The following is a 19,344-nucleotide window of genomic DNA, read 5'->3' as shown; positions in this document are numbered from 1 at the left end:
CCCGGCCACCGGGCCACCGCCACCGCGCCTCTGACCCTCAACCCATGAAGTCCGACACCGATGAATCGATCTCCGGCCATCTCGCTCGCCTTCGCCGCGTTCTCGACTTTCAATTGGTAAAGTCCCGCGCACCTCAGCGGCGACCGACTCCAGGCACGGCCCCAAACGCGAGCACGACTCTTCTCTCATCGCATAACCGCGCACCACATAAAGGGCGCCACAGGGGTTTCCGATTGGAGCGCCGGACGATGACCGCTTCGTGCGGCGAATGAATATCAACGAGACAACGGGCCCGTCTCAGCCAGGCGTGAGCCGCCTGATACACGTGGGACAGATGCGAAGTCGGATGTGTCACGCCCACCCGGGCTAACCCCCGCGCGGGGCGTGCAGATGCAGGTCAAAGGTAAAAAATCCGCGCCTCGACTCTATTGCGGTCAAACCTTTACTCGACACTGTGTTCGAAAAAATTTGACCCCCTGTGGAGACCCACCAATGGATCCGATTCCATGCCGCCCCGGCCCCGATCCGATGATCCATCAATCGGCGGCATCGCCCGAAACCCCCGTAAAAATCGCCGTTTCCAGCCCGTGGACTGATCGCAGCCCATTGGATCGCAGCGAACGCGCTCGCCGCGGGGCACCCAGAAAACCGGGCCCGGGGCGGTCCCGGAAGGCAGCCGTTTCTTTGCCTGATTTCGGACGTTGTCCCAAGCGAAGGCAATCTGTCGCATTTGTAATCGTCTGTCCGGATGGCGTAGGTTCGCTCTATTCGAAGGAAATGCCTAGTCCGATTAGGGCCTAAGCATTGCCGTCACATTGCCCGACCGGACTCACCAGGGCGGATCCCTCCGCCCAACCGGTGAGCACGGCCGCCGAATCCGCGAAGTCAGCGGAACCGGGGAACCACGTTTCTGGGGTGAATCAACGCGTTCGCGCGTCGTAGGGCACTTCCCAGCCCGAACCCGTCAGCTAACCCGGTAGGCGGAATGGAAGCGACGCAAGGAGTCGAACCCCCGTATGACCAAGCATCGCCTTATACCCACCCTCCGGCGTAACCACGTGGCGGGCGTCCTCGCGGGCGTATCGATCGCCGTCGCCGGTGGGGCCCTCGCGGCCTCCCCCGCCCTGGCGGATCCCCCCAGCTCCCACGCCCTCACCCCTCCCGCCGAGGCCGCCCAGGCCGCCAAGTCCCCCCTCCAGATCGAGGCAGAACGGCTCCCCAAGGTCTCGGCCCAGCAGGTCCTGAGCATCGCCGAGAAGCAGATCGGCATCAGCGAGAACGCCCAGGGCGGCGGGACCAAGTTCCAGTCCTGGTACATGTCCTCTCCCCGCGCCAAGGAGACCCTCGCCCGTGACGGCGGCGGCACCGTACGCGCCTACGCCGACGCCCCCTGGTGCGCGATGTTCGTCTCCTGGGTCGGCGAGCAGGCCGGCATCCGGCCCACCATGGGCTGGGACGCCTACACCGTCGCCCACGCCAAGTGGTTCAAGGCCAACCACCAGTGGGGCGACGTCGCCAAGCCCGGCGCCGTCGTCTACTTCGCCTGGGACGGCAGCAAGAGCCTCGACAGCATCGACCACGTCGGGTTCGTGAAGAAGGACAACGGCAACGGCACGATCACCACGATCGAGGGCAACACGGGCAACGGCAAGGTCGCGGAGCGCGTCCGGCCCAAGTCCCAGGTTGTCGGCTACGGCTACCCGATCTACACCGGCTGATCCCCCTCGGACGGTCCACAGACATTCACAAGGAGCGCCGCTCGAATGAGCGGCGCTCCTTTTTGGATGTCCGCTCCCGGCGTCCGGCCGGATGTCTCCACGGAGGCGGCGGAGCCCGGGCCGCCACCGGTGGCGGCCCACGGTCGAGGCGCGGGCGACACCCGGTTGAATGCCCGGCGGCACCTCCCCGGCGAAGCCGTTCAAAACCGTACCCGAGCCCGGCACCGTACCTGAAAAACCACCCCGATCCGGGCGCACGAGATCGGCGGCGGGCCTCCGGCGGCAGGGCGCCGCGACCGGAAACCATCCGATCAAGCGCCCCGGCCCAACACGAAGCGCGACGGAGGCCGTGAAAGATTCACAGATCGGTCATAAATACGGCCACGATGCCATCTCAGAACAGACACGAAAAGATAACGGTCAAGGCGGTCAACGCGCGCCGTGCGAGCCCCGGAGGATGGGCACGAACGGGATCCCAGGGCCTTCACATGCCGGAATGCCCTGACTGTATGCGCATGAGATGGGAGCGCTCCCAACTGCCCGCTTGGGTGATTTGTCGGCTTCATGCCCATCAATCACCCACAAACCGGCTAGATGTAACGGTTGAGTTTCGGCATATTGACGTCCAGGTTGCCTATCGTCCACTCTTCGTGGGAGCGCTCCCAAAGCATATCGAGGAACCGCTGCGTCGCAGGCCGCGTTGTCGGGGGCCGGCCCCGCGCTGCCACCTCCCACTGATTCGGGCGACCACCTGAGAGGGGTCCGGAATGTTGAACAACACGCGACATGGCAAACTCGCCGCAGTCGCAGTCATGGCGGCCACCGCCCTGGCGATTACCTCCTGCGGTTCCAGTGAGCCCGCAACCCCCGCCGCGAACGCCGGGGGCTCCTCTGCCGCGGCTGAGCCGGTCACCATCACCGTGCACACCTTCGGCGGCGGTGAGAACTTCGGCTACGACAAGGCCGTGGAGACCTGGAATGCGGCACACCCGAATATTCAGGTCAAGTACCAGAACCTGACCGACCGCTTTGAGGACGTCTACCTGCCCCAGCTGCTCCAGCGCCTGCAGGCCGGCAGCGGCGCGGCCGACATCATCGCCGTGGACGAGGGTGCGATGGGCCTCATGAAGGCCCGTCCGCAGTTCTTCACCGACCTCGCCGAGTACGGCCTGGAGAGCCGCAAGGCCGACTTCCCCGCGGCCAAGTGGGACAACGGCATCAACGCCGACAACAAGCTGTTCGCCCTCGGCACCGACATCGGCGGCATGACCATGTGCTACCGCACCGACCTGTTCCAGAAGGCCGGTCTGCCCACCGAGCGCGACGAGGTCAGCAAGCTCTGGCCCGACTGGAACGCCTTCATGGAGATCGGCAAGAAGTTCCAGGCCGCCAACCCCGGCAAGTCCGACCCCAAGTTCCTCGACGGCCCGAACACGCTCTACAACGTGATCCTGTCGCAGGAGGCGCCGAAGAACGGCAACGTCTCCTACTTCGACAAGAGCAACCAGCTCATCCTCGAGACCAACCCCGCCATCAAGACCTCCTTCGACCTGGTGAAGAGCTTCAGCGAGGCGGGCCTGACCGCCAAGCTCGCCTCCTTCACCCCGCCGTGGAACGCCGCCATCAAGAAGGGCGCCTTCGCCACCATGGGCTGCCCGGCCTGGATGCTCGGCGTGGTCTCCGGCGCGGCCGGTGAAGAGAACAAGGGCAAGTGGGACGTCGCCTCCGTGCCCGGCGGTGCGGGCAACTGGGGCGGTTCCTACCTCGCGGTGCCCAAGCAGAGCAAGCACCCCAAGGAAGCCGCCGAGGTCCTGAACTACCTCACCGGCAAGGAGGGCCAGATCGCGGCCTTCCAGGAGGCCGCGGCCTTCCCGAGCTCCCTTCCCGCCCAGCAGGACCCGGCGGTCAGCGAGCTGAAGAACGCGTTCTTCAACGACGCCCCGACCGGTCAGATCTTCGGCGCCTCGGTCAAGGACCTGCTTCCCACCTTCCTCGGTGAGAAGCACGCCCAGGTCAAGACCTCGGTGGAGAAGGTGCTGGAAGGCATGGACCAGGGCTCGATCCCCTACGACCAGGCCTGGACGAAGTTCGTCGAGGCCGGCGTCAAGGCAGCGGGCTGATCCCGTCCCGATCCGTATCGGCCCGGCGACGGTGACACCGCCGCCGGGCCGGTCGCCTGCCCCCGGCTGAAAGGCTCCGACCGATGACCCTGCACGTCGACACCCCGGCTCCTCCCCGGCCCGGCCCCCGCCGGCCGGTGGGGCACCGGGGAACGGAACGGAGCAGAGGGTTCGCCCGGTTCGACCTCCGCGCGACTCCCTACTTCCTCGTCTCCCCCTACTTCCTGCTCTTCGCGATCTTCGGCGTCTTCCCGCTCGGCTACACCTTCTGGGTGTCCCTGCACGAGTGGGAGCTCGCCGGTGACAAGACCCTCGTCGGATTCGACAACTACATCGAGCTGATCACCGACGGGGCCTTCTGGAACGCGGTGGTCAACACGCTCGGCATGTTCGCCATGTCGACGATCCCGCAGCTCGCCCTGGCCCTGGTCCTGGCCAACGCGCTCAACAAGCGCATCCGGGGGCGGCTCTTCTTCCGCCTCGGCGTGCTGCTGCCGCTGATCACCTCCGTCGTCGCCGTCGCCGTCGTCTTCACCCAGCTCTACGGGCGGGACTACGGCATGATCAACTGGTTCCTCAGCCTGTTCGACGTCGACGCGATCAACTGGCAGAACCAGAAGTGGTCCGCGTGGGTCGCGATCTCCACGATGATCGACTGGCGCTGGACCGGCTACAACGCGATCATCCTGCTCGCCGCCATGCAGACCATCCCCAAGGATCTCTACGAGGCCGCCGCCATCGACGGCGCCACGGCCAGGCGGCAGTTCTGGCAGATCACCATCCCGATGCTGCGCCCGACGATCATCTTCACGGTGTTCATCTCCACCATCGGCGGGCTGACCCTGTTCACCGAGCCGGTCATGTTCGACGGCAACCCGACGATGGCCGGCGGCACCACCGGCCAGTACCAGACCGTGGCGATGTTCATCGTCAAGGAGGCGTTCCGAGACTTCGACTTCGGTTACGCGGCGGCCGCCGCGTGGCTGCTGTTCGTACTGATCCTCATAGGCACCCTCATCAACTACTCCTTCACCCGCCGTATCGGGGGTTCCAAGTGACGGCCATCCAAGCCCGGCGGCACCAGACGGCTTCGGCCGCGCGGAACCACATCTGGGACGCCGGGCCGCTGACGAAGATCGTCCTGGCCTTCGCGCTCGTGATCTCGGCCTTCCCCATCTACTACATGTTCATCATGGCCACGCGGACCAACGAGGAGGCGATGGACGTACCGCCGCCGCTGCTGCCCGGCGGGCACCTCGGCGAGAACGTCGCCCGGCTGTTCTCCACCGAGGACGCCTACTTCCTCACCGGTCTGATCAACTCGGCCATCGTCGCGGTCACCGTGACCGTGTCGGTCGTGTTCATCTCCACCCTGGCGGGCTTCGCCTTCGCCAAGCTGCGCTTCAAAGGCAGCAAGATCCTGCTGGGCCTCATCCTGGTGACGATGATGGTCCCGCTCCAGCAGATGGGCATCGTGCCGCTGTACGAGCTCATGGTCACCCTCGGCTGGACCGGCCAGCTCAAGGCGGTGATCCTGCCGTTCCTGGTCAACGGCTTCGGGGTCTTCATGATGACCCAGTACGCCACCCAGGCGGTTCCGGACGAGTTGGTCGAGGCGGCCCGCGTCGACGGCGCCTCCACCATGCGGATATACGTGAACGTCATCCTGCCCGCGCTCCGCCCGGGCATGGCGGTGCTCGCGCTGCTGGTCTTCATGCAGACCTGGAACGAGTTCATGTGGCCGTTGATCGTCCTGAACCCGGACAACCCCGTGGTCCAGACCTCGATCGCGGCGCTCAACCAGGCCCACGGCACCGACTACGTCATGCTCTTCACCGGCACGGCGGCCTCGGTCCTCCCCCTGTTCATCGTTTTCGTGGCGTTCGGCCGTCAGATCGTCGGCGGCCTCATGGAAGGTGCGGTCAAAGCGTGACCACGCAAGAAACGCAGATTCAGACCCCGGATCTGGTGTTCCCAACGGACTTCGTCTGGGGCGCGGCCACCTCCGCTTACCAGATCGAAGGCGCCGTCTCCGAAGACGGCCGCGGTCTCTCCATCTGGGACACCTTCGTCCGGCAGCCCGGACGGGTGGTCAACGGCGAGCACGCCGAGGTGGCCATCGATCACTACCACCGCTACCGCGACGACGTTCGGCTGATGGCCGACCTCGGTCTCGGTGCCTACCGGTTCTCCGTCTCCTGGCCCCGGATCCAGCCCGACGGCAGCGGCGCCGTCAACGCCAAGGGCCTCGACTTCTACAGTCGCCTGGTCGACGAGCTGCTCGGCCGGGGCATCGACCCCTGGGTGACGCTCTACCACTGGGACCTGCCCCAGGCCCTGGAGGACGCCGGAGGCTGGCCTTCACGCGAGACGTCGAAGCGCTTCGCCGACTACGCGGCCGTCGTCCACGACGCGCTGGGCGACCGGGTCACCAACTGGAGCACGGTCAACGAGCCCTGGTGCTCGGCGTTCCTCGGGTACGCCTCCGGCGAGCACGCTCCCGGGCGACGCGATCCGGCGCAGGCCGTACACGCCGCCCACCATCTCCTCCTGGCGCACGGCCTGGCCTCGCAGGCCATGCGGGCCCAGCGGGCCGACACCAAGATCGGCGGCTGTGTCAACCTCTACGCGATCACGCCGCAGACCGGCTCCGAGGCCGACCAGGACGCCGCACGCCGTATCGACGGCCTGCAGAACCGCTTCTTCCTGGACGCCCTGCTGAAGGGCAGCTATCCGGCCGACGTGCTGGAGGATCTTGGCGAGATCGGCGAGTTCGTCCAGGACGGGGACCTGGCCGTCATCTCGACGCCGCTCGACAAGCTCCTCATCAACTACTACAGCCGCTTCACCGTCTCCGGAACCCCGGGCGGTGCGGCGTCGGCCGCGGCGGCGCCCACCGACGCCGGGTCGCCCTGGGTCGGCAGCGAGCACGTGTCGTTCGTCGAGGGCGGACGGCCGGTCACGGACATGGGCTGGGAGATCGACGGCTCGGGGCTTGAGGAGATCCTCCGGCGACTCGTCGCCGAATATCCCCGGATCCCGCTGGTCATCTCCGAGAACGGCGCGGCCTTCCACGACGTCGTGGAGGCCGACGGCGTGGTGCACGACCGCGACCGGGTGGACTACATCGACCTCCACCTGCGCACCTGCCACGCCGCGATCGAGGCGGGAATCCCGCTCGAGGGCTATTTCGCCTGGTCGCTGATGGATAACTTCGAGTGGGCGTGGGGTTACGGCAAGCGATTCGGACTGGTCCACGTCGATTATGAGACCCAGCTCAGAGTTCCCAAAGAGAGCGCTCTCTGGTATTCCGGGACCATCAGGCGTGGAGGCCTGAGCGGTCCGGCAGAATAAGAGCCAGCAAATCATCCATGGGGGCGAGAACATGAACGGCGACCGTCGTCCGACGCTTGAGGCGGTCGCGGCTCTGGCCGGGGTCGGCCGCGGTACGGTGTCGCGAGTCATCAACGGCTCACCGAAGGTGAGTGAGAAGGCTCGCGACACGGTGCTGCAGGCGATCCAGGAGCTGGGCTACGTCCCCAACCGGGCCGCGCGGGCGCTGGTCACCCGCCGCACCGACACCGTGGCGCTGGTCGTCTCGGAGTCGGAGCTGCGGGTCTTCGACGAGCCCTACTTCGCCGGCACCATCCGCGGCATCGGCTCGGCCCTGTCCGAGACCGGTCTGCAACTCATCCTGGCGATGGCCCAGTCGAAGCAGGATCACGAGCGGCTGGAGCACTATCTGACCGGGCAGCACGTCGACGGGGTGCTGCTGATCTCGCTGCACGGCGCCGATCCGCTGCCCGGGCGGCTGGAGTCCATGGGCGTGCCGACCGTCATCGGCGGGCGCCCCGTCGGGCTCACCCCCTACAGCTACGTCGACGTGGACAACAGGGCCGGAGCCCGGCAGGCGGTCAAATATCTGCTGGGCAAGGGCCGTCGGCGGATCGCCACCATCGCGGGCCCGCAGGACATGGGTGTGGGTGTGGACCGGCTCGCGGGCTACCGTGACGCGCTGCTGGCGACCGGCGTGGCCGAGATCGTCGCCTACGGCGACTTCAGCGAGGAGAGCGGCATGGTCGGCATGCGCAAGCTCCTCGCCGAGAACCCCGACCTGGACGCGGTGTTCACCGCCTCCGACCCCATGGCGCTGGGTGCGATCCGGGTGCTGCGGGAGGAGGGCAGGGCGATCCCCGACGACGTCGCCGTGATCGGCTTCGACGACTCGCCTGCCGGGGCGCACTCCTCCCCCGCGCTCACCACCGTGCACCAGCCCACCGAGATGATGGGCCGTCAGATGGCCCACCTCCTCGTCGCCCGCATCAACGGCGAGCACCTGGAGCAACCCGTGGTGATACTGGACACCCACCTGGTCGAGCGGTCCTCGGCCTGATCCGGACGCCGCCGACCCCCTCACCCCGGGCCGGCAGCACCCGTCCTCACTGTCCTCCCCGTCGAAAGGACCCCCGTGTCCAGGCAGTTCACCCTCCGCAGCGGCATCATGCACGCCGAGATCACCGAACGGTCCGCGGCCCTGCGCGTGCTCCGTCACGGTGAGCGCGATCTGGTGACCAGCTGGCCGGCGGACGGGCCGATCCCCTACTACAGCGGCACCCTGCTCGCTCCCTGGCCCAACCGGATCGGCGGCTCCTCCTACACCTTCGCCGGTGAGGTCCACCGAGTGCCGACAAACGAGGAGGACCGGGGCAACGCCCTGCACGGGCTGGTCTTCGAGGTCGACTGGCAGGCGGTGGAATGGCTGTCCGTGGAGGACGAGCACGGTTTTGTACGGCTGGCTCACACCCTCACCCCGACGCCGGGCTACCCCTTCACACTGGACCTGCAGGTCCTCTACTCCCTCACCGCGGACGGGCTGACCACCACGCTGACCGCGGAGAACATCGGCGATCTGCCCGCCCCCTACGGCTGCGGCCCGCATCCGTGGCTGCTCGCGGGCGGCGACGTCAAGGAGTACGAGCTGCACGTGCCCGCGTCCAAGGTGCTGCTGGTGGACGACCTGCTGCTGCCGCGCTCCCTGGAGGACGTCTCCGGCACGTCGTACGACTTCAGGACCCCGCGCACGGTCGGCGACACCGCCGTGGACCACGCCTTCACCGAGCTCGCCCCTGACGCCGACGGGCAGGTCCGGATGCGGGTGACCGGCCCGGACGGCGGGGTCGAGATCCGCTGGGACGCGGCGTCGCTGCCCTGGGCGCAGGTGTGCACCGGGAGCAGCCTCGATCACCACGGGCTGGCCATCGAGCCGATGACCTGCCCGCCGGACGCCTTCAACTCGGGCACCGACCTGATCGTGCTCCAGCCCGGCGACAAGATCGAGACTTCCTGGACGATCTCCGCCGTCTAAGGTGAGGCGATGGACAGTAAGACCAAGCGCTCGCTCACTCCCTCTGAGCTCGACGCCCTGGTACGGCGGGCCCTGGGCACGGGGGTGGCCACCTCGGCCGAGCTGACCGACGGCTTCGCCAACGCCGTCTGGCGGCTCGCCCTGGAGGACGGGCGCGAGGTGGTCCTCAAGCTCTCACCCCCGCCCGAGCTGGAGCAGCTCCGCTACGAACGCAACCTGCTGCGCACCGAGGCCATGGTCTACGGTCTGGCGGGGCCCGCCGGGGTGCCGATCCCGGAGCTGCTGCACGCGGGGTTCGACGACCCGGTGCTGGGCGGCGACTACCTGGTCCTCTCCGCCCTCGGCGGGGTCTCCTGGAACCAGGTCCGGCCGGCCGAGGCGGACCGGCGCGCGCTCCGCCGGGAGCTGGGCGGTCACCTGGCCCGGCTGAACGCGATCACCGGCGACGTCTACGGCTACCCGCACGCCGGCCTGACCGGCGACACCTGGCGGACCGCCTTCCTGGCGATGACCGGGGCGATCCTGGCCGACGCGCGCCGTTATGACACGCCGCTGCCGAGGCCGGCGGCGGAGATCGAGGCGGCGATCGCGGCGAACGCGGGCGCGCTGGACGAGGTGAGGACCCCCTGCCTGGTCCATTTCGACGTGTGGCCCGGCAACGTCTTCCTGACCCTCGACGAAACACCACGCATCCAGGCCATCATCGACCACGAGCGGGCGTTCTGGGGCGATCCACTGGCCGACTTCGTCACTCCGACGATCTTCGAGGAGCTGGACGAGACCGATGAGATCGTGGCGGGCTACCGGGAGGCGGGCGGCGTCGTGGAGTTCACCGGCTCCGCCCGCACCCGCCTCGCCCTCTACCGGCTCTACCTCGCCCTGATCATCCTGGCCGAGAACGGTCCCCGGCAGTATCCCGAGGAGGAGTACGCCTCCCTGCGCGACCGCTCCGCCGCCACCGTGCTCCGGGCACTCGACATGCTGGCCGCGCCGTAGCGGAACCATCGGGGCCCGTCTGTCGCCGACGCTTACAATCGTGACATCGGACACTGTCTCCGCAGGTCAGACGCCGCATCCATCAGGTCGGGCACCATATTCGGCAGATCAGACGACGCCTCCGGCAGGCCGGCCGCCGCATTACGACAGGCCGGGCGCCGCCTCCGGCAGATCGCGTGCCGGGGCGGCGCCCGCCTCACACCCGCCCGTTCGACACCGGTGACGACCGGATTGCCGGAAGAAGCTTTTTTTCATAAGCATCCTGTGTCAAAATTTCATTAGGTGATGAATTATGAATCAGAACACATGCGTGATCGCCGGGGGCGGCCCGGCGGGGGCCATGCTCGCACTGCTGCTGGCCCGATCCGGCGTCCAGGTGACGCTCCTGGAGAAGCACGCCGACTTCCTGCGCGACTTCAGGGGCGACACCATCCACCCGTCGACCCTCCAGATCCTCGACGAGCTCGGCCTGGCCGAGGAGTTCCACAAGCTCCCGCACCGCAAGGCGCACAGCCTGACGATCCGGACCGACGACGCCTCACTGACGATCGCCGATCTATCCAGCCTTAAAGGTAAATATCAGTACATCGCCTTCGTCCCGCAGTGGGAGTTCCTCGATCTGCTGGTCAACACCGCCAAGCGGTATCCGAACTTCCGCCTCGTCATGGAGGCCGAGGTGCTCGATGTGATCCGCGAGGGCAACACCGTACGCGGGGTCCGCTACCGCGACGCCTCCGGCGAGCACGAGCTCCTGGCGACGCTCACCGTGGCCGCCGACGGCCGGCACTCCGACGTGCGCCGGGCCGCGGGGCTCGTCCCCGTGGAGCACTCCGCGCCGATGGACGTGCTCTGGTTCCGGCTGCCGCGCGAGCCCACGGACCCCGCGGACCCGTTCCTGCGGGTCTCCACGGGCAGGCTGATGGTGTCGATCAACCGCGAGACCTACTGGCAGCTCGCCTACGTGATCCCCAAGGGAGGCTTCGACGCCCTGCGGGCCTGGGGCGTGGACGCGCTCCGCGAGCCGGTCGCCAAGCTGCTGCCCTTCCTCAAGGACCGGGTCGGGCTGATCACGAGCTTCGACGACGTCAGCATGCTGTCGGTCGCCCTCAACCGGCTGCGCCGCTGGCACCGTCCCGGCCTTCTGATCATCGGTGACGCCGCGCACGCCATGTCCCCGGTCTTCGGCGTCGGCATCAACCTGGCCGTGCAGGACGCGGTGGCCGCGGCCAACCTGCTGGCCGAGCCGTTGTCCGCCGAAGCCGACATTCCCGAGTCCCTGCTGGCCAGGGTCCAGCGCCGGCGCACCCCGCCCACCGTGATCACCCAGCTCGCCCAGCGCGTGGTCCAGAATTTACTGATCCGTCCGGCCCTGTCCGAGGGCGGCAAGCCGGTACGGATCCCGGCCGTCTCCCGGCTCCCGGTGCTCGGCCCTCTGGCCCGCCGTTTCATCGGCCTCGGCGTGCTGCCGGAACACGTCAGGAGCCCGGTGAAGTCTCACCAGGCATAAAGACGTTCTCAGTCTGTGGACATTGGGTCAGTTCGCCGGCCCAGTTGCAATAGCCTGGTATGTCGTGAGCATCAACCTCGATTCCTGGCGGCAGCTGCCTGCGGCGCAGCAGCCCGAATGGCCCGACCGCGGCGAGCTGGACAAGGTCGTCAACCAGCTGGGGGGCCTGCCGCCCCTCGTGTTCGCCGGGGAGTGTGACAACCTCAAAGCGGATCTGGCCGCGGTGACGCGGGGCGAGGCCTTCGTCCTGCAGGGTGGCGACTGCGCCGAGACCTTCGCCGGCGCCACCGCGGACGACGTGCGCGACAAGCTCAAGACGCTGCTGCAGATGGCGATCGTGCTCACCTACGCGGCGAAGGTGCCGGTCGTGAAGATCGGCCGGATGGCCGGGCAGTTCGCCAAGCCCCGCTCCAAGAACACCGAGGTCCGCGACGGCGTGGAGCTCCCCGCCTACCGCGGCGACATGATCAACGGCTTCGACTTCACGCCCGAGTCCCGCATCCCCGACCCGTGGCGGCTGCTGCAGGCCTACCACTCCTCCGCGGTGACCCTGAACCTCGTCCGCGCCTTCACCAAGGGCGGCTACGCCGACCTGCGCCAGGTGCACGCCTGGAACCGCGACTTCGTGAGCGAGTCCCCCGCCGGCAAGCGCTACGAGCAGCTCGCCCGGGAGATCGACCAGGCGCTGGCGTTCATGCGCGCGTGCGGGGTCGAGCCCGAGGAGTTCCACAGCGTCGAGTTCTACTCCTCGCACGAGGCCCTGATCCTGGACTACGACCGGGCGCTCACCCGGATCGACTCCCTGAGCGGCCTGCCGTACGACGTGTCGGCGCACATGGTCTGGATCGGCGAGCGCACCCGCCAGCTCGACGGCGCGCACGTGGAGTTCTTCTCCCGCATCCGCAACCCGATCGGCGTGAAGCTCGGTCCGACCACCACCGCCGAGGAGGCACTCGCGCTGGTCGAGCAGCTGAACCCCGACAACGAGGCCGGGCGCCTGACGTTCATCACCCGGATGGGCGCGCCGAAGATCCGGGAGCACCTTCCCTCGCTGGTGGAGAAGGTGACCGCCAACGGCGCCCAGGTGGCGTGGATCTGCGATCCCATGCACGGCAACACCTTCGAGGCGCCCAGCGGCCACAAGACCCGCCGCCTGGACGACGTCCTGAACGAGGTGGCGGGCTTCTTCGAGGTGCACCGCGCGCTCGGCACCCACCCCGGCGGCATCCACATCGAGCTCACCGGCGATGACGTCACCGAGTGCGTGGGCGGCGGCACGGAGATCGTCGAGGACGACCTGGCCCGGCGCTACGAAACGGCCTGTGACCCACGCCTCAACCGGAGCCAGTCGCTGGACCTGGCCTTCAGGGTCGCGGAGCTCTACCGCTCGGCCTGATCGAGGGTTCCGCCCCTCGATCCGGTCGGGAATCGGCCTCTCGGCCCGGTCAGGAACCGGCGGGGTTCCATCGCCCGGCCTGATCGAGAGGGTTCCGCCCCTCGGTCCGGCCGAGAGGCGGCGGAGCTCCGCCGCCCGGTTCGACCGGGTGATCCATGTGAAAGCCCCGCGCCGTCACCGGCCGCGGGGCTTTTCGATGCGGGCGTCAGCTTTTCTGAACGCCCACCTCGTTGGCGAGCTCGGCCCGGATCGAGTCCATGTCAAGCGCGCGAACCTGACCGATCAGGTCCTCGAGGGCGGGCGCGGGCAGCGCCCCGGCCTGTGCGAAGACGACGATGCCGTCACGGATGGCCATGATCGTCGGGATCGAGGTGATCTCGAATCCCTGGGCCAGCGCCTGCTCGGCCTCAGTATCGATCTTGCCGAACTTGACGTCGTCGTGCTTCTCCGAAGACTTTTCAAAGATCGGCCCGAAGGTGCGGCACGGTCCGCACCAAGACGCCCAGAAGTCCAGCAGGACAATCCCCTCGTCGGCGATGTCGTTGAAGTTCTTCTCGGTTACCTCAATGGTCGCCACCGGTTGGCTCCTCTTGTCGTTCGTCTGTACGGCTGGCATAACCACTTCCCGGCCCCGGGCATTCCATCCCGCCTTCCCGATGAAAAGATCAGGGCCGGGACGGCCGGCCGTACGGTGTGCGGACCGTCCCCGCCTGCTGCGGCGACGGTCCGCACACCGTCATCTCACGCGTCAGGGGCGCTCGTTTCGCGCAGGCGTCCCTCGGACAGCCGCAGCCAGCGGTCCACCCCGATCTCGGCGAGGAACCGCTCGTCGTGGCTGACCACCACGAAGGCGCCCTCGTATGACTGCAGGGCGCCTTCCAGCTGGGCGACGCCGACCAGGTCGAGGTTGTTGGTCGGTTCGTCCAGCAGCAGCAACTGGGGCGCCGGTTCGGCGCACAGCACGCAGGCCAGGGTGGCGCGCAACCGCTCGCCGCCGGACAGCGCTCCGACCGGGAGGTGAATACGGGAGCCCCGGAACAGGAAGCGGGCGAGCAGATTCATCCGCTGCGCCTCCGTCATCCCGGGCGCGAACGCGGCCAGGTTCTCCGCCACGGTGCGGCCCGGATCCAGCAGATCCAGCCGCTGGGACAGGTAGGCGACCCGGCCGTCGGCCCGCTTGGCCTCGCCGCCCTCCGGCTCCAGCTCGCCGTTGATCACGCGTAGCAGGGTGGACTTGCCGACGCCGTTGGGGCCGGTCAGAGCGATCCGCTCCGGTCCCCGGATCGTCAGGTCGGCGCCCTCCCCGGCGAAGAGGGCGCGCTCACCGTAGCGGACCTGCATCCGCTCTCCCAGGAAGACCGTGCGTCCGGCCGGGACGTTGGTCCCGGGCAGTTCCAGCGCGATCTTCTGCTCGTCGCGCAGGGCGCGACCCGCCTCGTCGAGTCTGGCCTTGGCCTCGCCGAGCCGTGCGACGTGCGTCTCGTTCGCCTTCCCCGCCGACTCCTGGGCGTTGCGTTTCATCGTCCCGGCGAAGATCTTCGGCAGGCCGGCGTTCTTGAGGTTGCGGGAGGCGTTGCTCGCCCGGCGCGCGGCGCGCTCTCGGGCCTGCTGCAGCTCCCGCTTCTCCCGCTTGACCTCCTGTTCGGCGTTGCGGATGTTCTTCTCGGCGACCTCCCGCGCGGCGCGCACGGCCTCCTCGTACTCGGTGAAGTTCCCGCCGTAGGACTGGAGCTCTCCCCGGTCGAGCTCGGCGATGCGGTCCATGCGGTCGAGCAGCGCCCGGTCGTGGCTGACCAGCAGCAGGCACCCGTTCCAGTCCTCGAGCACGTCGTAGAGCCTGTGGCGCGCGTCGAGGTCGAGGTTGTTGGTCGGTTCGTCGAGCAGCAGGACGTCGGGCCGCTTCAGCAGCTGTGCCGCCAGGCCGAGAGAGATGACCTGGCCGCCGCTGAGAGTGTGCAGGCGCCGGGCGAGGGAGATGTCCTCGAGGCCGAGCCGGTCCAGCTGGGCGCGGGTGCGCTCCTCGATGTCCCAGTCGCTGCCGATCGTGGTGAAGTGCTCCTCGCTCGCGTCTCCGGACTCGATGGCGTCCAGTGCCTTGATCACCGGAGCGATCCCCAGGACCTCGGCCGCGGTCAGGTCGCCGGCGAGGGGCAACGTCTGGGGCAGGTAGCCCAGCACCCCCTCCGCCGTGGCCGAGCCGGAGGCCGGGCGAAGCACGCCGGCGATCAGCCTGAGCAGCGTGCTCTTGCCGGCTCCGTTGGGCGCCACCAGGCCGGTGCGTCCCGCCGGAACGGTGAAGGAGAGATCCTCGAACACCGGGGTGTCGTCGGGCCAGGAAAAGGACAGGTTCGAAACAACGATCAGGGCGTCGGACATCGAATCGCTTCCGCGTTCGGCCGGCACGGCAGAGGGCCGCCCGGCGAAATGGTCAGGACACGAAGACATCGCCAATCGGCGGTCACGCGATAAGCACGTCACCGATGGTGATGAGATCCGGTGTTACCCGGAGATGTCGACGTCGCCTGCCATGTCATGCTCCCGTTCCGCTATTACTGCCCGGCTACGATATCAGCCGTTGAAGTGCCGTCTCGTACCGGTCGAGTCACGGGCCTTCAGACTCCGGCGGTCAGCTTTCGGCGAGGGCCAGCAACCTGGTGACCGTGTTCCAGTTACGCATCGTGGCGGGTGCCTTCGACCGCTTCTCCAGCAGGGGCGGCAATCTGGGGCGCCGCAGGCCGTCGGGGAAGTAGACGTACAGCTCGCGCCTGCCGACACGCATCTCCTCGGGCGCGTAGGCCGCCGGGTCGATGCCTTCCAGCACCTCCCGGTCCGGGGCCTGCGCCAGGAAGACCACCGCGAACTTGGCCGGGTCGCGCACCTCCATCGGGTTCTCCCGCACCACGGAGCGCAACTCCCCGGCCGTCCGCAGGATGACCGCCACCGACAGGCCCAGCTCGTCCGTGATCCGCCGTTCGATGTCCGCGGCCTGCGGCTCCTCCTCCGCGGTGAACAGGGCGTTCCCACTCTGCAGGTGCGTCCGTACGTCGGTGTGACCGAGCCCTGCCAGCAACGCCCGCAGATCGGACATCGCGAGTCTGCTCCGCGGATTGACATTGATACCGCGCAGCAGCGCCACGTATCGCATCGGGTGGGTCCTTTCACCGGCTGTTGACGGCCGACTTTACTTTCCTCTCCTGCCATCTCCTGTCAGGTATGCGTGGGCTTCACCGCGAAGTTGTCGGTGGAACCTCCGTAATGGTGTGCTCGTCCGACTGGGTGATCGAACGGTCAGGGCGAGGAGTACAGGTGGGTCCCGAACAACACATCGTTTACCGGCAGGCAGGACCGCAGGACCAAGAACAGATCGGCGCGATCGACGACTCGTTCACCACCGACACCGTCTACGAGGTTGCGGTCGGCGACGAGAGGTTCGCGCTGCGCGCGATCGTTGTCGATCCACCGCTGGTCAAGACGTTCCCCGCCGATGAGAGCGACGGCGTGTCCGACGACCTGCACGTTGAGGTCGCCGTCGACGACGGGAAGATCTGCGGCTTTGTTGTCGTCGGGGTGGAGGAGTGGCATCACCGCCTGGTCATTCACCAGATCACCGTGGCGCCGAAGCACCGTGGACGTGGTGTCGGCTCGATGCTGATGAGGCGGGCCTGCGCATACGGGCGCCGGCTCGGAGCACGGACGGCTTGGCTGGAGACGTCGAATGTGAATGTCCCCGCCGTCCGTGCCTACCGGCGGATGGGGTTTGTCCTCTGCGGCCTCGACACCACCTTCTACCGGGGTACGGCGAGCGAAGGTGAGACCGCCCTGTTCATGAGCAAGGCGCTCGACGCCGGATAGCCGGCCGTCGGCCTGGCGCAGACCTGGGCGTTGAGCGCGTCAACCAGGGTCTGGAGCGCGGTCTGACGCCCAGGACGGAACACGCATGACCGGGAGCGTAGGGCCCCATTGGCCGAACATTGCGTACTTGCAGGTGCATAGGAAGCGAACTGGTTAATCTTGACGCTTCACGCCTACTTGGCCCGTGAGATATGGCTTGCCTTGACCGAGAACTCGGTGCATCGGCCGTCTGCGGGTATCAACCGAGCATGAGAACTCTGGACGTGGGTTGGATCACCTGCGCCGTCTCCCCGGAGTGCACCGGATCGGCACGGCAACCGTACGGGCGCTGTCTGGCCCACCTGGACCCCGGCGAGCTGGACGAATTCGTCCAGCGCCTGTCCCCCGGCTCCGCGGTCGACCTGCGGGCCACCACCGTCAGCATGAGTCTGCTGGAACGGATCCTGACCGCCACGAAGGGCTATCTGGGCCGGGCGAGGTTCGACTGGGCGTCCTTTCCCGAGAGTGTCAGGTTCGGCGACGTCGTGTTCGGCGGGGACGTCTCGTTCGACCATGCCCGCTTCCAGCGCCTCGCCTCGTTCTGCGACGCCCGTTTCGCGGGCAACGTCTCCTTCGGGGAGGTCAGATTCGCCGAGGAGTTGTCCCTGCACGGCGTCACCGTCGCCGGTCACGCGGCCTTCGACCGGGTGACCATCGGCAGTGACGCGCTGTTCGGCGGGGCCGTGTTCGGCCGTACCGTGTCCTTCGAAAGCGCGGACTTCCATGGTTTCGTCGCCTTCGACGGCACCCGGTTCACCGGTGACGCGACCTTCAGGGGCTGCCGGTTCCGCCGGATGGTCTCGTTCAGGAAGGCGAGGTTCGGCGGGCTGGCCGGGTTCGAGGCGGCACGGTTCGCGGCGGGCGGCTATCTGGCCCCGGCCTCCGTCGGGCGCCACCTGACCCTCGCCGGCGCGTGGGCGGGCAGAGATCTCGACCTGACCGCCCACGGCTGCTCGGTGGACCTGCGGCGCCTGCGGGTGTCCGGCAGGCTGACCGTGCGCCTCACCGACGCGGAGGCCGACCTGGAGGGGGCCACGCTCCGCGGCCCGGCCACGGTCAGCGGCAAGGGCACGGCCAGGGTGACCTCGTTGCACGGGGTGGACTCCGAAGAGCTGGAGCTGGCCTGCCTGGATCTCAGTGCCTGCCGCTTCACCGAGATCCTCCATCCCGAACGCCTCCGCCTGCGCGACTGCGCTCTCGCCGCCGCCCCGCGCGGGGCGCGAGGGCTGCGCTGGTGGCCCCGGCGGCGCTCACCGGACCATTAGGAAGCCGGACCATCGGGAAGGCCGCCCATCAGGAAGATTGCCGGGCGGGCGGAAGCGAGCGGCAGCCCGGGTAAACCGTCTGTCCGGCAGGGAAGAACGCAAGGCTCTGGAAACAGTCTGCCCGGCAAGGAAGACGCAAGCTTGGGAAAACCGTCCGCCCGGCGAGGAGGAACGCGAGGCTCTGGAAACCGGTCAGAGGGGACGCGAGCCGACTCGGGGTCTTCTCAGGGTGGTCCCCGATGCGCCGGTCCCAAAGTGACGGCCAGGATGGGTGGTGATTACCCTGAATAGGGATCATGCGACTGGAGAGATCATGACGAGCGCCGGAGTCATCGACGATTACGTGACCGGGCTCAGTCATACCCTCAGAGGCCCCAGGGGCCCGAAGCTCGACATGATCACCGAGGCGCGCGACAGCCTGCTCGACACCGCCGAGGCGCTGGAGGGCGAGGGGCTGGACCGGGCCGAGGCCGAGCGGATCGCGGTCGAGGAGTTCGGCCCCATCGACGAGATCGCACCGGGTTACCAGGAGGGGCTCTCCATATCGGCGGGACGCAGGCTGGCCTTCCTGTTGTTCCTCAGCGTGCCGCTCACCTCGCTCATGTGGAGCGTGATCTGGCGCGTCATTCCCTCCGATCCGACGGCCTACGCGACCTGGCCCGTCTGGTTCGTCCCTGTCGCCCGCGGCCTGGACATCCTTCAGCTGTCCGGCGGCGCGCTCAGCGGGATCGCACTGGTCGCGCTGGGCCGCGGACTGCGCAGGATCCGGCGGCCCCGGCTCGTCACCCGGTCGCTGGCCGTGCTGGTCTATGTCACACTGCCGGCCACCCTCGCGCTGAGCACGGCATTGGCGTACGGCTCGGACCACCCGGAGGGCTTCTCCACCCACCCGCTGTTCATCGGGGTCATGCTGCTGAGCTCCACGTCCTGGTTGCTGCAGCTGTACTGCGCGACCCGGTGCATGCGGCTCACCCGGCGCGAGCCCGTCACCACGCGGCTCAAGGACGCGGTCACCGCCTGACCCGGGCTCCGGCAGTCCACCGAACCCGGCGTGAGCTCACCGCCGCGTAATCCCGAAGATCCGGC

General features: G+C 68.0%; 16 protein-coding genes and 1 riboswitch. Of the genes, 13 read left to right on the top strand and 3 right to left on the bottom strand.

The genetic code is table 11. From position 1 onward, the window contains the following. Positions 1–859: 859 nt before the first annotated feature. A riboswitch (cyclic di-AMP (ydaO/yuaA leader) is annotated at positions 860–998 on the top strand. An 18-nt stretch (positions 999–1,016) separates the two neighbouring features. The 10 genes from CHC08_RS34940 to CHC08_RS34895 all read left to right on the top strand — a co-directional run bounded on the left by CHC08_RS34940 (position 1,017) and on the right by CHC08_RS34895 (position 13,102). Next, on the top strand, positions 1,017–1,718 hold the full coding sequence (locus tag CHC08_RS34940; protein WP_089211647.1) for a CHAP domain-containing protein: 702 nt from the start codon (positions 1,017–1,019) through the stop codon (positions 1,716–1,718). 812 nt (positions 1,719–2,530) lie between these two features. Next, positions 2,531–3,838, top strand: a complete 1,308-nt coding sequence (locus CHC08_RS34935; RefSeq protein ID WP_245878748.1) for an ABC transporter substrate-binding protein — start codon at positions 2,531–2,533, stop codon at positions 3,836–3,838. Between the two features lie 83 nt (positions 3,839–3,921). Continuing rightward, on the top strand, positions 3,922–4,896 hold the full coding sequence (locus CHC08_RS34930) for a carbohydrate ABC transporter permease (RefSeq protein WP_089211645.1): 975 nt from the start codon (positions 3,922–3,924) through the stop codon (positions 4,894–4,896). After that, the gene (locus CHC08_RS34925) at positions 4,893–5,771 is read left to right on the top strand and encodes a carbohydrate ABC transporter permease (RefSeq protein ID WP_245878747.1); all 879 of its coding nucleotides are present in this window, start codon (positions 4,893–4,895) and stop codon (positions 5,769–5,771) included. Before CHC08_RS34930 ends, CHC08_RS34925 begins: the two co-directional genes overlap by 4 nt. Then, positions 5,768–7,192 carry a GH1 family beta-glucosidase gene (locus CHC08_RS34920; protein WP_089211644.1) on the top strand — a complete coding sequence of 475 codons (1,425 nt, stop codon included), beginning with the start codon at positions 5,768–5,770 and terminating at the stop codon, positions 7,190–7,192. Before CHC08_RS34925 ends, CHC08_RS34920 begins: the two co-directional genes overlap by 4 nt. 31 nt (positions 7,193–7,223) lie before the next feature. Further along, a complete protein-coding gene (locus CHC08_RS34915) occupies positions 7,224–8,231 on the top strand; it encodes a LacI family DNA-binding transcriptional regulator (protein WP_089211643.1) in 1,008 nt (335 codons plus the stop codon). A gap of 75 nt (positions 8,232–8,306) precedes the next feature. After that, complete coding sequence (locus CHC08_RS34910; protein WP_089211642.1) at positions 8,307–9,203, top strand: aldose 1-epimerase family protein; 897 nt, start codon at positions 8,307–8,309, stop codon at positions 9,201–9,203. Positions 9,204–9,212: 9 nt separating this feature from the next. Continuing rightward, positions 9,213–10,199, top strand: coding sequence for a phosphotransferase family protein (locus CHC08_RS34905; protein WP_089211641.1), 987 nt, complete (start codon positions 9,213–9,215; stop codon positions 10,197–10,199). A gap of 292 nt (positions 10,200–10,491) precedes the next feature. Next, complete coding sequence (locus CHC08_RS34900; RefSeq protein WP_089211640.1) at positions 10,492–11,706, top strand: FAD-dependent oxidoreductase; 1,215 nt, start codon at positions 10,492–10,494, stop codon at positions 11,704–11,706. Positions 11,707–11,770: 64 nt separating this feature from the next. After that, the gene (locus CHC08_RS34895) at positions 11,771–13,102 is read left to right on the top strand and encodes a class II 3-deoxy-7-phosphoheptulonate synthase (RefSeq protein ID WP_179282385.1); all 1,332 of its coding nucleotides are present in this window, start codon (positions 11,771–11,773) and stop codon (positions 13,100–13,102) included. A 205-nt stretch (positions 13,103–13,307) separates the two neighbouring features. Here CHC08_RS34895 and trxA read toward each other — a convergent pair whose 3' ends face one another. From trxA to CHC08_RS34880, 3 genes are all read right to left on the bottom strand, one after another. Then, positions 13,308–13,679 (bottom strand): thioredoxin, encoded by a 372-nt coding sequence (trxA, locus tag CHC08_RS34890; protein ID WP_089211639.1) that lies wholly within the window; start codon positions 13,677–13,679, stop codon positions 13,308–13,310. A 164-nt stretch (positions 13,680–13,843) separates the two neighbouring features. Continuing rightward, complete coding sequence (gene abc-f, locus CHC08_RS34885) at positions 13,844–15,478, bottom strand: ribosomal protection-like ABC-F family protein (protein WP_089211638.1); 1,635 nt, start codon at positions 15,476–15,478, stop codon at positions 13,844–13,846. Positions 15,479–15,728: 250 nt separating this feature from the next. Continuing rightward, the gene (locus tag CHC08_RS34880; RefSeq protein WP_089211637.1) at positions 15,729–16,247 is read right to left on the bottom strand and encodes a DUF1697 domain-containing protein; all 519 of its coding nucleotides are present in this window, start codon (positions 16,245–16,247) and stop codon (positions 15,729–15,731) included. Positions 16,248–16,408: 161 nt separating this feature from the next. On the opposite strand from CHC08_RS34880, the gene CHC08_RS34875 reads away from it, so the two are divergent. The 3 genes from CHC08_RS34875 to CHC08_RS34865 all read left to right on the top strand — a co-directional run bounded on the left by CHC08_RS34875 (position 16,409) and on the right by CHC08_RS34865 (position 19,279). Further along, on the top strand, positions 16,409–16,954 hold the full coding sequence (locus CHC08_RS34875) for a GNAT family N-acetyltransferase (protein WP_218825640.1): 546 nt from the start codon (positions 16,409–16,411) through the stop codon (positions 16,952–16,954). Positions 16,955–17,202: 248 nt separating this feature from the next. Beyond that, on the top strand, positions 17,203–18,258 hold the full coding sequence (locus CHC08_RS34870) for a pentapeptide repeat-containing protein (RefSeq protein ID WP_179282384.1): 1,056 nt from the start codon (positions 17,203–17,205) through the stop codon (positions 18,256–18,258). A 313-nt stretch (positions 18,259–18,571) separates the two neighbouring features. Beyond that, the gene (locus tag CHC08_RS34865) at positions 18,572–19,279 is read left to right on the top strand and encodes a permease prefix domain 1-containing protein (protein WP_089211634.1); all 708 of its coding nucleotides are present in this window, start codon (positions 18,572–18,574) and stop codon (positions 19,277–19,279) included. Positions 19,280–19,344: the final 65 nt, after the last annotated feature.

The organism is Streptosporangium subroseum, from assembly GCF_900188345.1.
Taxonomy (GTDB): Bacteria; Actinomycetota; Actinomycetes; order Streptosporangiales; family Streptosporangiaceae; genus Streptosporangium; species Streptosporangium subroseum.
The sequence above is the reverse complement of the archived record's forward strand: the minus strand, read 5'-3'. Positions and strand labels throughout refer to the sequence as shown.